Below are 13083 nucleotides of genomic sequence, written 5' to 3'. Positions count from 1 at the left end.
TTACTGCTCTTTTCTTGTAACTGGCTTGAAATCATTTAAGATGAGTTTAAACCCGCCCCAAGAACCGCTTTGTCCTCTTGAAACCCATCTAAGTGCAATTGATGAATTAGCAGTAGATAGAACGCGACCATTTAGCTTTTCGATTTGTGTTGCCAATTGAGTAACTAAAGCTGCATCCGTAATCTCTACAGTGAATGCTGGCATTTCTTCAAGTTCAAATCCAGCTGCTTTAGCAACTTCTACAGCTTTTAAGTCAACAGCTTGCATAACTATTTTTTCTACAGTATCTGTTTGAACTCCCTCAATAAACGCGTTTCTTGCTCTAGCAGAAATGACTTGAATTAATGGAGGGACTTCAATATTTGATTCCGTAGATTTGATGTTTAATTGCCCGAGTTTGTTACTACTTAGTTTTAATTTTTGTGTTGGCATAAAGTAAAACACTTCTTTCTTCATTTATTTTAATTAATTGGTTAGCTAACTAAGTTCATAATATACGAAAATAAGTGTATTCGATAGGGTGATTTTTTGACGTTTATCTGCTTTAAAAGATACACCCTTGTGTGAAAATATGATATACTTACTTTAAGGAGGGATTTAATATGTACGAGAATACTGTAGATTATTTTTATGAAAGCTTGGCAAATTCGTTAAAAAAAAGAAAAATCAAGTTAGGAATGACAAATAGTCAAATCTATCCAGCCGGTTTCAATGATAGAGAAGGTGCACAAAAGAACACTTATGATAAACGTGTGAGTAGAATTATTAATAACAGAAGAACTAAAAGTCATCCGTATCTTATGAGTGAAACTGAGGTATCTATTTTTACTGAAACATTGAAATACAATAATGAAGATGAATTACTTTGGGGGCATATTGATTGGTCAGTTATGTATGATAAGGTAATACAAGATTTAAAAGAGAATAAAGTAGGCTCTGAATTGAATCAAAAATTTATTGCTAATCTTATTGATTTCGTGTCATATGCTGAATTGCATTACTATGAAAGTTCAGCGTATGGTAAAGAGTGGGGAAGATATACAAAAAAAGAAAAAGAAAATATAACTAATGATGCAATTGGTTGGTGTTATTTTGATGAATCAGAGAAGTATATTTATCAGCTAAGAGAGAAATTTTTAAATATTTTTTCTGAAAAAAAATTAACTAAATTCGATATTAGGTTTACTAGATTTTTAAATGAATTCTTAAAAGGGTTTTTATTGCAATTTACTCCAACAGAAAACTCATTTGGTCAACAAGTTTTAGATTATCAAAAAAAAGTAGATGTATATCGTTATAAACATAATGAATTATTAATACATTATCAAGATGAAGAAAATGAAAAAACACTTATTTTGGATTCGTATCTTGATTATGCGAAGAAGCATATAAAAAAATTGGCTAGTTTTCAAAAAGAATTTAAAGAGCTAAAAATTTAAACTACTAATTTAAACTACTATAAGTAACCATTGATCTGGTAAAGAAAGTTATATATAAATAAAATAGCTAATGAAATTAGGGTTTATGACCTGATTTCATTAGCTATTTTATTCATTTTCGATAATACTATTTGATTTTTCTATTAAGGAAACAAATTGAAGTACACTTTCCATCTGCTCATCTGTTAGCCCCCCCATTTTAAAAGGCAAGTCATCAGAGATTCCCAGTAGATAATCTGATGATGTATCTAATATATGGCAAATTTTTATTAATGTTTCAATTGATGGAAAAGATTTACCTTGCTCGTAAGATGAAATAGTACCTTTACTTACGTCTAATCTTTTCGATAAGTCTAGTTGTGTTAAACGTTTTGCTTTTCGAACTGCTTTTAATCTTTCACCGAAAAATTCTAAAGACATTATTAATCACCCTCTCAAATAACAATATCAAAAACATGTACTGTTATTACGTTCACTTTATATATGTAATGTTGATACTTTAGGTTAAATATGCTAATATAATCTATATTAAGTATATTTAATACGTGTACTTTTATATGAAAGGTGGATAATTATTTTATGAAAAAAAAGGATTTGAAATTCAAAAATAATGTTAGAATTTTGGCTTTAATTGTACTTGGAGTTATAACAATTGGAACAGGAACAACGGTACTTGCATCTACGACTTGGAAAGCCAATACTCCTGAAAGTATTAAAATAGTTGAAGGTCAAAATAGCTCTACTATGGTAGAGGGAGATACTTTGTGGGCTATTGGTATGAAAATTAATGTGAATATAAAAACATTAGCAGTTGTTAATAACATTAATTTGTCAAATGGTGAAGAATATCATTTGAAAATAGGAACAGTTATTAGATGGGACAGAGTTGGTAATTTAACAGCAGAAACATCAGAAGGTAAACAGATTAATGAGGGAGTAGAATTAAAAGATTCGAATAAAATTATTTCAACAAAACCTATAGGCGCGGATGTTACTAGTGATGTTCAAAGTAAAGGTATATCTGATGAGCAAATTATAGGTGATGAGGATATTACAGTTAATCCAGCGAAGCCAGAAACACCAACACCAGTAGAGCCAGAAGTTCCAGTGAAACCAGAAACACCAGCGCCAGTAGAACCAGAAGTTCCAGTGAAACCAGAAACACCAGCACCAGTGAACCAGAAGTTCCAACAAAACCAAAAGATCCGACTGATCCTAACGAAGTAAAACAACGTTATACTGTCTGGTATGAAGGTAGGGATACGAATGAATTTGATATAGTCATTGGTACGAAAATTTTTGATACAAAGGCTGAGGCATATCAGTTTATTGATAACTACGCGGATGATTTCTTGATGGAAGGTTATGCAGCAAATAGTTATGGAGTATCTGTTTGGAGTGAATAAAGTGTGTTCCAATTATTGATTATTTTTTTTTTAGGAGGAATATATGAATAAAGAAGAATTACTAACTAGTCTTTCTTATAAACAACAGGTAACGAAAGAAGTAACTAGATTAGAAAAACTGTTAAATAAAAAGTTGATAATCGAAGAAAAAGCTAAAAGACAATGGAATAAAAGGATTATAGTATTTGGATTATTATCAATTTTAGGTTTTATTACTGCCCATAATGTAACAGAAGCATTTTCGGGTGTAATTTTTGGAGTGATTACTGGTTGGTTAGTATATGTTAAAATTAACAAAATAAAGACTAGTTCTTATGATGTTCAAGTTTTAAGAAAAAAATTAGATGAAGAAATGAGTAAAACAGAATATTTAATGGAAGTGCAGAATTTCCCCATTGAATTTTATGATTATGATTCTATTTTTAGGCTGTATTCGTTAATTAAAGATGAAAGAGCAAGTAATTTGAAAGAAGCATTTAATTTATTGGAAAATCAACGTAATGCAGAATATCAAAATAATTTAGCTGAACAAAGCCTAGCATCTGTACAAGCGACAGAGAGAAGTGCTAGAGTTACAGCTATATCATCAACAATATCAGCTTTTAATACGTCAAAAAAATAAGTTAAGTATAAAGACTGGGGAAAACTATGTTAGTTTTAAACCAGTCTTTTAATATGTATAGAAAATTAAGGAGTGTAAGGATTATGAAAAAAGTAAAAATAAGTATTTTATTAGCCATTGTTAGTTTGATAGTTCTATCGGGTTGTGGAAAGAAAGATTTATCAGGAGTTTACTATTATGAGCAGACTAAACCCATGACAGTATCCGAAAATTCTAGCGAAGGTATACAAGTCCATAAGTTAGAGATAGTTTCATCTAGTGATGACAAGGAAAAATATAAAGTAGCTGAATCAGCACAATATAATCCTCCTGCAAGTGAAGGGACACTTGAAATTGTTGATAAAAATTACTTAGATATGAAGATGTCTAAAAATTCCAATGAATTAAATCCTAGTGATATACTTGATGGAATTGATATTAGCGAACTAGAAAAAGAGAAATTTACTTTTAAGAATGGAATTATAGAGATTGGTGAAGTTAGATTCTATGAAGGTGGTACAAAGGAAGGCAAGAAGTATAAGAAAGTTTGGGCAGGTAGTTCGACGTGGAGAGAAGAATTTGGTAAATAATATATTAAGCAATAAAAAGAAATATATAAATTAGTAACGGTAGTAAAATATTTTAATTAGTGGTAGAATAATAATTTTTGAATTTCATAAGAAACCTGGTATACTAATTCTAATTGAGAGAGGTGAGTAGATGAAAATCTTAGACTTATTTTCTGGGGCTGGGGGATTAACTGAAGGCTTTAGAAGTGATAATTTTGAAATAATATGTCATGTAGAAATGGATAAAGATGCTTGTCTATCTTTAAAAACTCGAGAAGCTTTTTACTATTTAAAAGAAAGTAATAATTTAAGTATTTATACAGACTATCTAAATAAATTGATTAGTCGTGATGAGTTATATGAAACTGTCCCTAATGAGATTATCGATAAAGTTCAAAATTTTGAAATCAATCAAAATAATTTATTAGATATTTTTAGTATTATAGATACCAAATTAGATAATAATCACTTAGCTGGTATTATAGGAGGACCTCCGTGTCAAGCGTATTCAACTATAGGGCGTGCTAGAAATAAGAAAATAAAAGAAACTGATTCTAGAATCTATTTGTATGAATATTATATTGAATTTTTAAAAAAATATTCACCAGATTTTTTTGTTTTTGAAAATGTAAAAGGGTTACTATCATTTAAAGATCAAAAAGGTGAATTATTATTTCCAAAGATAATTAGTGCTTTTTCAAGTGTAGGATATGAATTAGAATATAAAATTTTAAATTCTGAAAAGTTCGGAGTCTCCCAGAAACGAGAACGATTATTTTTAGTGGGAACTAAAAATACTATTAATTTAAATAGTTCTTTTTTTGAAGTTATAGATACAATGGAAGAAACACCACCAATTATTTTTGAACTTTTAAAAGACTTACCTAATTTAAAAAGTGGAAGTAGCTGTGATACTTATTCAACTAACTCTTTAAATGATTATGTGAGAAAATATATTAGGAAATATGAATATATGCCATTAACATATCAAATTGCGAGACCACATAATAAAAATGATTTAGAAATATACAAAATAGTAGCAAAAGCAAAAAAAGAAGGTAAAAATGTTCATTATTATGATTTACCCAAAAGGTTGCAGACTCATAAAAATACCAAGGCATTTGTGGATAGATTTAAAGCTATTGATGGGACATCGTATAGTCATACTGTAGTAGCACATATTGCAAAAGATGGACATTACTATATCCATCCAGATGTTAAACAAAATCGATCGATAACTGTCAGAGAAGCGGCTAGAATTCAAAGTTTTCCAGACGATTATTACTTTGAATCCTCAAGAACAGCTGCATTTAAACAAATTGGGAACGCAGTTCCGCCGATATTATCTAGAAAAATTGCAGAAACACTTATAGAAATCCTATAAACAAGACACCAATACTAAGAATTCTTAGTGTTGGTGTCTTGTTTTATATTATTAATTTCTTCATATTTTTTTATAAATTCTTGATTAAATTGTTTAGCTTTCTCTAGTAATTCTGAATAGGATTTAATAAATAGTTTCCCGTCATTTTCATATGACTCTGCCATATCAAGTGCTTCGTCGTCCATACTATATCTATCCGATATTAGGTAAGTGGTGACCTTATTCCCGTAGGCATTTTTATATTTTTCTTTAATAAAACGTTCATATCTTCTGGCTTGCTGAATCTCTTTAAGACTGATTTTTATTGAAGGTCTTTTAAGTTCAATAATTATTAATTCACCGTTTACGGCATTACATAGAAAGTCTATACGTCTATTTTTTTCTTCTAGGTCTTCATCTTCAAAATTTTCTTTTAGTATCCTTTTAAAAGTTATTTCTCTTTCAAAAGATGTTATTCTGGGATCTAATATCCAAGGAAATTTCTCTAGGAAAGGTTGTATAACTTTACTTTCGCTTGCGTCCTCGTTAACATACTTTTCAAATTGTTCAATAGCCTGTATTCTTCCAACTGCTACTTTAGCAAGTTCTTTGGATTCTATAGCTTCCCAGTCAGAAGCTATTTTAGTTACAGCTTCTAGTGTAAGTTGGTCTTCTTGTAAATCTTCGACATATGCTTGGAAGCTTTCAAATTTATACATTGATTTCATAGTATCTAAAACTTTAATAACAGGCTCGACATCATTGCTATCTGTTGAATTACTTAATAAAGCATTTTTGACTTTAGTGAGGCTTGCTTTTTCAACTGGGGAGAGTTCATTAAAAAAATCATCAGGAATTAATTTATCAATTTTTTTTGATTTTGTTTCTTTCCTTTTCTTTTTCCAATCGTTTCCAATTTTTTTAACTAGTGCATCTAAACCAAGTTTCAATGTTTTTATATCTTCATTTTCATCCCATAATATAGATTGTCTAGCTGTAGCAATAATATCGTCATTGTTACTTTCATCAATAAAATCAATGTGAAAGAATCCCGTAACGTAGCTATTAAATCGATCATTTGAACGATCGTTGAAAAAAACATGTTCAGATGCAAGTTTCTTTCTAGCATATAATAGAAAACCTGTTTCACTACTTTTTAAAGGTGTTTTTTTAGTGAAAATTTCGCCTGTTACATTATGGTCATTTAAAAATTTTAGATGAATATCTTTTTTTATTTCTTCGCTAAAATCTTCTGGGAACTTCCAAGTATACTCTTTTTCTAGATTATCGAAATACAATGATTTAGTTACTGGTTTGTTTTCAGTTTTATTGTTTGGATTTTCTATAGTTACAGAAAAATCAGTATCAAAAAATGAGAATCTACTAGATAAACTAATTGCTAAGTCATCAATACTAGTTATATTTTTTTGTTTAATATCTTTTATTATTACAATTGTTCCGTTAGGTTCACTTGTAGGTAAATGCTCGGATATCACTTCAGGAATATAGCTACTATTTTCAGCACTTTTAAGTTGCTCATAGTTTATTCTAAACGCATTTTTTAAGCCATCTTTTATAGAATGCACTTCAATAGTTTTAGCTATACCAAAAACAGCTAACTTTCCAAGCCCTTTTTTACCAGTCACTTTTCTTTTCTTTATTTTTGATAATCCAGTTTTTTCATCTTCTCTACGATTTCGACCAATAACTAAGAAACTTTTATTTAGTTCATCATGACTCATTCCGTGTCCGTCATCAATAATACTGACAATTTTATCAATGTAATTAATTTTTACTTGAACGTATTCGGCATCAGCATCGTATGAATTGGAAATCATTTCAGCAATAACTGGTGGAAATGAACTATATAATTTAATGCCTAAGTGATCTATAGTATTTTTGTCAAAATTAATTTCAAACCCTTTTTCCATTTTTATCACCTCTTAAAAGTATTGTAACAGAAATGAATGTAATATAATTGATTAATCAATATATTTTATTTGATGGTTTCATTCTATATTATTTCAGGTAATGGTGTGAACTTTGATAATTTCTAGCTCAAAATTATAGTTTTTAATCTAAAATTCACACCATTCAGATGAAATTGATTGAAATTAGATGAAATCGGTGATGTTTCATTTGATTGAAAAGATTGATATTAAAGGCTTTTGAAACTTATGAAAATAAAAGTTGTTAGAACCAGGTCTTAAGAAAGCTCGTAAAGCTTCACAGTTCTCAAAACGTTAATTCGTTTTATATCTGGATTTCAGACACTTTCCAATTGCGGAAAGTGTCTTTTTTGTGTTTATTAAAAAAACATACGTTCAAGACAAGATATTCAACGTTTAGGGTACTTTTGGTTACTACTTTATTAATTTTGTTACAATAAATATCGTGAACAGGTTTGTTGGTGGGGAGAATATATATGAAGAAAAAGTTTGTTTTATCGGGTTTATTAGTATTCTGTTTTATGTTAATGACACCTATCGTTTTGGCTAGAAGTATTGGTTCTTTTAGTATCTCAATGTCTGGTTTCTATTATAATTCGGGATTGTTGTTAAAAGAAAAAAATGGGTCACATGTATTGAACTTAGATTCAAGAAAAAACAATATTAAGGTTAAAAATGTTTTGAGAAATTCTGGTAATGAAGATCGTAGCCAAGTGAATATGTTGTCTACAGGTTCTCGAAAAGAGTATGCTAATTGGGCTAGTAAAGGATATTCATATAAAATTAGTATGGCTAGAGAAAATTGGTTTGATGTGCAAACAATAGTTACAGGAAGTTGGTCACCGGATAAATAGTAATTAAAAAATAACGCCTGTTAACATAATTAATGATTTAGGAGTATTAAAATGAAAATGACTGCATATCTTAAGATAGTACCTTACAAAAAAACGATCATCTTGTTTCTGTTTGTCTTTCTTTCGCTTATTTATTGGAACACGATGAAAATTTATTTTACTTTTGATACAACAGCACCAGATTTAGTAGAATTTGGAGGAGAATATGTGAAATCACAGCTACTATCTACTTCTATTTCGTATAATAATGCGTTATTTGAATATAATTTTTATCAATCATTTGGTTTCCCTATATTAATTTCTTTTACAGGGTATAGTTACTCTTTATTAAAAAGCAATTATTTGAAATTTTATATTGGTAAAAACAATTTATATGCAAAAAATTTAATGAAATTAAAAATATATAGTAGTCTTACAGTTGTTCTTTTTTTTAGTATGATTTATATAATTATTATCTTTATTGCAGCTTTCGGTGGTGTTTTTCATTCAAAAATATTAGAAAATGACTTTGCAAGAGATAGCTTTTTAACAATATTTTCATCAAGTATAGGGAGTTATGCTATCTTCTACTGGTTAGTAAAGATGATAGCTTTAGTCTTAAATAGTATGCTTGTGTATTATTGTATTGATTATTTTAAACGTTTTTCACTTGGGATACTGACTTATCTTGTTTTTTTATGGATTCTGTCACCTTTAATGTATATGTTTGTCAATAATCAGTACATTGTACCTATGACATCACTCATGGTAACAAGCTACACGGAATTGACAGTCCCACAGATTATCTTGACCTATCTGCCTTATTTGTTGTTTTTTGTTATTTTATGGAGAACGACAGACGGTGAGGTTTGTTAAATGAGGCCAGTTAAAGTAGTTTTTTTTATTGTTCTTCGGTGGATTATCTGTCTTCTTTTTCTAAACTATCTTTATGAAATGACTACATTAGGGGGATCTCAAAGATTAAGTAGTTTGGAATTTTTAGAAGAAGGTGTTTTGACGATAACTGCAATTAGCAGTTTTGGTGAGAAACAATTTGATTTCGTCAAACTCATATTTATTCTGGGTCTGTTTCTCCTAATATTCTATCAAAGCATTCTGTTAATGATTGAGGTGAGTGATGGATTTCGCAGTACTGTTCAATTTCATTCGAAAAGTCGTCATCAATACTTAATTCGATTAATTATACTTATTACTAAGCAGGTTACTAAAGATTATTTGGTATTTTGTGGTTGTATCCTTGTCATAGCTGTTTTAAAGGTATCTTTTATATCCTGGGAGACACTTTTGTTGCCAGTTATATTTTTTTATTCCATTGTAATTATCTATTTTGTTTTACTTATTTTAAGTGTAAGTAATATGTTATTTGGTTTAGTTGGGTGTATATTTACCATTCCCATGATGTTAGAAACCTATCAGCATCCAAAATGGTTATTTTTAGTATGTTTAGTGGTAGTTATTCAATTTTATACACCACTAGGTACTTTTTCAAGAGGAGAGGATAGCTAGTGTTAACGATTAAGAATGGTTATAAAAAATATGATGGGCGAGAGATTTTTAGAAATGTAAATTTAAACTTTGAAAAAAATCACACTTATGGAATTATCGGCGTAAATGGTTCCGGAAAAACAGTTTTATTAAAAGCATTAGCTGGATATATCAAGCTAACTAGTGGCCAGATTCAACAAGGTGAGAGGACTATTAGAGAAAAAAATAATTATTTGGAAAAAGCAGGAATCTTCATTGGTCATCCGCAATTTTTAGCACACTTGAGTCTGTGGGACAATTTAGAGCTAATTAGAAAAATGTGTGAAAATCACAAAGGAATTGACTTGGAAGAATGGCTTGCATATTTTGATTTAACACATTATAAACAACATAAATTTAAAAATTTATCAATGGGAACAAAGCAAAAAATGGGAATTATTCAAGCTTTTATGCCTAGTTCAGAAATTTTAATATTAGATGAACCGTTTAATCCCTTAGATCAAGAAAGTGTTAATTTAACTTATCAGCTAATTCAAAAATATCAAAAAAATCGGATTATTATATTAACTTCTCACGTCCAAAATGATATTGAATTATTGTGTGATCAGATATTTAGAATCGAAAATGAGCAAATTATAGATGATTGTAGTCCACACTGAATTTTTACGGTTCCTTATCAAATGATTATGAGTGGGGTTTCATCTACCACCCAATATTACATCTCAGACACTCTCCCTCTCCGGAAAGTGTCTTTTTCATATATAATGACATTTATTTTATGGTAAGATAATAAATAAAACAATTTGTATCCGTTTTCTATTTAGATATGGAGGAAAAATCATGACTAAAGATGTAAAAGAATTGGCATTGGAGCAGGTGAAACAAAATGGCGGCTTGCTGTCGATCACTCCAAAAGCGGCTATTAATCTGCCTGAGGATTTGAGTGTTGTTTATACACCGGGAGTGGCGGCTGTTTCTTCAGCTATTGTGGAGAATAAGGGGCTTGCCCGTGAATTAACGATGAAGAAAAATACTATCGCGATGGTTAGTGATGGTTCAGCAGTATTAGGGTTAGGAAATATTGGTCCTGAAGCGGCTTTGCCAGTAATGGAAGGGAAAGCGGCATTGTTTAAACGTTTTGGAAATATTGATACGATTCCTATTGTGCTAGATACACAGGATATTGATGAAATTATTCAAGTTGTCAAAGCAATTTCACCAACTTTTGGAGGAATCAATTTAGAAGATATTGCGGCACCTAGATGTTTTGAAATTGAACGACGCTTAATGGATGAATGTGCGATTCCTATTTTTCATGATGATCAAAATGGAACAGCGATTGTGGCTTTGGCGGCAACTTTCAATAGTTTAAAATTAATTGGAAAATCACGAGATGAGATTAAAGTAGTAGTTAATGGTGGTGGGGCAGCGGGTATTGCGATTACTAGAAAATTCTTAGCAGCGGGAATTCACAATATTTTGGTAGTAGATAAAGCTGGTATTTTAAATGAGCAAGAGGGTACGTCGCTATTGCCTCATCATTTAGACATTGCCAAAGTAACGAATCGCACGTTTGTTTCTGGGACGTTACAGGATGCCTTGGTTGATGCGGATATTTTTATTGGTGTGTCACAGGGAAATGTTTTAAAAGCGGAATGGATTCATCACATGGCTGAAAAACCGGTTATTTTTGCATTGGCAAATCCAATACCAGAGATTTTACCAGAAGAAGCATTGGCAGCGGGTGCGTATATTGTCGGCACAGGTCGTAGTGATTATCCAAACCAGATGAACAATGTCTTAGCTTTCCCTGGGATTTTTAGAGGAGTTTTAGATGCAAAAGCGACAAAAATTACTGATGAAATGCAAATAGCTGCTGCAGTAGCTATTGCGAATTTGATTTCTGAGGAAGAATTGACACCAACAAATATCATGCCAAATGTCTTTCAAGATAATGTTACTCAGGTTGTTGCACAGGCAGTGGTGAAGGCTATTTAATTTCATGAAAAAAGAGATCCTGTTAAACAGATGAAATTTTCAGTATAATAATATATAAAAAGAACCTATTACGTAATTAGTTTTGAGTGTGTTTTCACACAATGTTCGTAGCTACGATGAAGTTGTTTTCAAGTAAGACAATGGAAAGGTGATAAAAAATGAATGATAAACGTTGGCTTTCTAGGAGAGAAAAAAAGATTATCTTTGGTTTGTTGGTGGTACTGCTGTTTATCTCAATTATTAGTACAGGATATTTTATTGTTTATAAAGGGCTAAGTTCACCGAAAAATGCAGATGAGGTGCGTGATACAAAAACCAGTCAAACGAAAAATCAAGGACCGCAAACAATTACCGTCACTGCAAGTGGAGATATGCTCTATCATCGACCGCTCTATTTAAGTTCGTTTGACGGTGAAGGGTACGATTTTGCTAATGACTATGACCAAGTCAAACCGCTGATTTCGTCGGCAGATATCGCATTAGGCGATTTTGAAGGAACAATCAATCCGAATAAAGAGATTGGTGGTTTTCCTTTATTCAATGCGCCACCAAGTGTGGTTGATAGTATTAAAGATGCGGGTTTTGATGTTATCGATTTGGCACATAATCATATTCTAGATACAGGAATTGAAGGAGTAACCACTACGGCGACTGCTTTTCGTGAGGCGGGATTAGACACAATAGGTGTCAATGTTGATGACGATGACATTCTAGTGAAAGAAGTGAATGGTATTAAAGTAGCGATGCTGGCTTATTCCTATGGGTTTAACGGAATTGAAGAAAGCATTAGCCAAGAAGACTATGACAAATATTTAAAAGATTTATCGATAGAAAAAGTTGAAGCTGAAATCAAAGAAGCGGAGAAAATAGCAGATATTACGATTGTTATGCCACAATCAGGTGTTGAATATGCATTAGAACCAACAGAAGAACAGCAAACAGTTTATCGTCAAATGATTGATTTTGGGGCAGATATTATCTTTGGTGGACATCCACATGTTGCAGAACCTACGGAGATAGTAGAAAAAGATGGCGAAAAGAAATTCATCATCTACTCAATGGGGAATTTATTGTCAAATCAACGATATGAAACGGTTAACTATAATTATTGGACGGAAAGAGGTGTCATTCCGGAAGTGGAGATTACCAAAGAAGGCGATCGAACTTATCTAAGTAATGTAACCTTGCATCCTACGTGGGTATCCAGAGAACCAATTCCCAATCATACTTATTATGATTTTGAGTATGGTGATATGCAGGCTTACGATTTTCAAGTTGTACTGGCAGAAGATTATTTGCCGGATGGACAATACGCTAATCAAGTGCCAGAAGAAACTCGACAACGAATCGAAACAGCTTATCATGAAATGATTGAATTGTTGGATTTGAAGTGGTAGGGGTAGGTTAGAATGAAATAGA

At 31.1% G+C, this 13083-nt stretch carries 14 protein-coding genes; 11 read left to right on the top strand and 3 right to left on the bottom strand.

The annotated features are described in order from the left end of the window. Complete coding sequence (locus DOK78_RS01595; RefSeq protein ID WP_207941549.1) at positions 1 to 432, bottom strand: hypothetical protein; 432 nt, start codon at positions 430 to 432, stop codon at positions 1 to 3. Between the two features lie 170 nt (positions 433 to 602). Here DOK78_RS01595 and DOK78_RS01590 point away from each other — a divergent pair, with 170 nt between their 5' ends. Beyond that, the gene (locus tag DOK78_RS01590) at positions 603 to 1439 is read left to right on the top strand and encodes a hypothetical protein (protein ID WP_207941548.1); all 837 of its coding nucleotides are present in this window, start codon (positions 603 to 605) and stop codon (positions 1437 to 1439) included. A 108-nt stretch (positions 1440 to 1547) separates the two neighbouring features. On the opposite strand, the gene DOK78_RS01585 is transcribed toward DOK78_RS01590, so the two are convergent. Further along, positions 1548 to 1859: a helix-turn-helix domain-containing protein gene (locus tag DOK78_RS01585; RefSeq protein ID WP_207941547.1), complete on the bottom strand. Its 312-nt coding sequence runs from the start codon at positions 1857 to 1859 to the stop codon at positions 1548 to 1550. Positions 1860 to 2018: 159 nt separating this feature from the next. Here DOK78_RS01585 and DOK78_RS01580 point away from each other — a divergent pair, with 159 nt between their 5' ends. The 4 genes from DOK78_RS01580 to DOK78_RS01565 all read left to right on the top strand — a co-directional run bounded on the left by DOK78_RS01580 (position 2019) and on the right by DOK78_RS01565 (position 5399). Beyond that, positions 2019 to 2666: a LysM peptidoglycan-binding domain-containing protein gene (locus DOK78_RS01580; RefSeq protein WP_207941546.1), complete on the top strand. Its 648-nt coding sequence runs from the start codon at positions 2019 to 2021 to the stop codon at positions 2664 to 2666. Between the two features lie 222 nt (positions 2667 to 2888). Next, positions 2889 to 3467 (top strand): hypothetical protein, encoded by a 579-nt coding sequence (locus tag DOK78_RS01575; protein ID WP_207941545.1) that lies wholly within the window; start codon positions 2889 to 2891, stop codon positions 3465 to 3467. Positions 3468 to 3550: 83 nt separating this feature from the next. Further along, positions 3551 to 4036, top strand: coding sequence for a hypothetical protein (locus tag DOK78_RS01570; protein ID WP_207941544.1), 486 nt, complete (start codon positions 3551 to 3553; stop codon positions 4034 to 4036). A gap of 130 nt (positions 4037 to 4166) precedes the next feature. Then, complete coding sequence (locus tag DOK78_RS01565; protein WP_207941543.1) at positions 4167 to 5399, top strand: DNA cytosine methyltransferase; 1233 nt, start codon at positions 4167 to 4169, stop codon at positions 5397 to 5399. A gap of 14 nt (positions 5400 to 5413) precedes the next feature. Here DOK78_RS01565 and DOK78_RS01560 read toward each other — a convergent pair whose 3' ends face one another. After that, complete coding sequence (locus DOK78_RS01560; protein WP_207941542.1) at positions 5414 to 7309, bottom strand: ATP-binding protein; 1896 nt, start codon at positions 7307 to 7309, stop codon at positions 5414 to 5416. 494 nt (positions 7310 to 7803) lie between these two features. Between DOK78_RS01560 and DOK78_RS01555 the strand changes: the two genes are divergently transcribed. The 6 genes from DOK78_RS01555 to DOK78_RS01530 all read left to right on the top strand — a co-directional run bounded on the left by DOK78_RS01555 (position 7804) and on the right by DOK78_RS01530 (position 13061). After that, positions 7804 to 8181 carry a hypothetical protein gene (locus DOK78_RS01555; protein ID WP_207941541.1) on the top strand — a complete coding sequence of 126 codons (378 nt, stop codon included), beginning with the start codon at positions 7804 to 7806 and terminating at the stop codon, positions 8179 to 8181. Between the two features lie 51 nt (positions 8182 to 8232). Beyond that, positions 8233 to 9036 (top strand): hypothetical protein, encoded by an 804-nt coding sequence (locus DOK78_RS01550; protein ID WP_207941540.1) that lies wholly within the window; start codon positions 8233 to 8235, stop codon positions 9034 to 9036. A 432-nt stretch (positions 9037 to 9468) separates the two neighbouring features. Beyond that, positions 9469 to 9687: a hypothetical protein gene (locus DOK78_RS01545; protein ID WP_207941539.1), complete on the top strand. Its 219-nt coding sequence runs from the start codon at positions 9469 to 9471 to the stop codon at positions 9685 to 9687. After that, positions 9687 to 10325 carry an ATP-binding cassette domain-containing protein gene (locus DOK78_RS01540; protein WP_207941538.1) on the top strand — a complete coding sequence of 213 codons (639 nt, stop codon included), beginning with the start codon at positions 9687 to 9689 and terminating at the stop codon, positions 10323 to 10325. Before DOK78_RS01545 ends, DOK78_RS01540 begins: the two co-directional genes overlap by 1 nt. 181 nt (positions 10326 to 10506) lie before the next feature. Then, positions 10507 to 11664, top strand: coding sequence for an NAD(P)-dependent malic enzyme (locus DOK78_RS01535; protein WP_207941537.1), 1158 nt, complete (start codon positions 10507 to 10509; stop codon positions 11662 to 11664). 158 nt (positions 11665 to 11822) lie between these two features. Continuing rightward, the gene (locus DOK78_RS01530; RefSeq protein ID WP_207941536.1) at positions 11823 to 13061 is read left to right on the top strand and encodes a CapA family protein; all 1239 of its coding nucleotides are present in this window, start codon (positions 11823 to 11825) and stop codon (positions 13059 to 13061) included. The last annotated feature ends 22 nt before the right edge of the window (positions 13062 to 13083 follow it).

Origin of the sequence: Enterococcus sp. DIV2402 (assembly GCF_017426705.2) — a bacterium.
Lineage (GTDB): Bacteria > Bacillota > Bacilli > Lactobacillales > Enterococcaceae > Enterococcus_F > Enterococcus_F lowellii.
This window is presented reverse-complemented; position numbering and strand designations above follow the sequence as displayed.

Coding starts and splice junctions, on each gene's coding strand:
- DOK78_RS01595 (WP_207941549.1), bottom strand. CDS start 432: ATGCCAACACAAAAATTAAAACTAAGTAGTAACAAACTCGGGCAATTA.
- DOK78_RS01590 (WP_207941548.1), top strand. CDS start 603: ATGTACGAGAATACTGTAGATTATTTTTATGAAAGCTTGGCAAATTCG.
- DOK78_RS01585 (WP_207941547.1), bottom strand. CDS start 1,859: ATGTCTTTAGAATTTTTCGGTGAAAGATTAAAAGCAGTTCGAAAAGCA.
- DOK78_RS01580 (WP_207941546.1), top strand. CDS start 2,019: ATGAAAAAAAAGGATTTGAAATTCAAAAATAATGTTAGAATTTTGGCT.
- DOK78_RS01575 (WP_207941545.1), top strand. CDS start 2,889: ATGAATAAAGAAGAATTACTAACTAGTCTTTCTTATAAACAACAGGTA.
- DOK78_RS01570 (WP_207941544.1), top strand. CDS start 3,551: ATGAAAAAAGTAAAAATAAGTATTTTATTAGCCATTGTTAGTTTGATA.
- DOK78_RS01565 (WP_207941543.1), top strand. CDS start 4,167: ATGAAAATCTTAGACTTATTTTCTGGGGCTGGGGGATTAACTGAAGGC.
- DOK78_RS01560 (WP_207941542.1), bottom strand. CDS start 7,309: ATGGAAAAAGGGTTTGAAATTAATTTTGACAAAAATACTATAGATCAC.
- DOK78_RS01555 (WP_207941541.1), top strand. CDS start 7,804: ATGAAGAAAAAGTTTGTTTTATCGGGTTTATTAGTATTCTGTTTTATG.
- DOK78_RS01550 (WP_207941540.1), top strand. CDS start 8,233: ATGAAAATGACTGCATATCTTAAGATAGTACCTTACAAAAAAACGATC.
- DOK78_RS01535 (WP_207941537.1), top strand. CDS start 10,507: ATGACTAAAGATGTAAAAGAATTGGCATTGGAGCAGGTGAAACAAAAT.
- DOK78_RS01530 (WP_207941536.1), top strand. CDS start 11,823: ATGAATGATAAACGTTGGCTTTCTAGGAGAGAAAAAAAGATTATCTTT.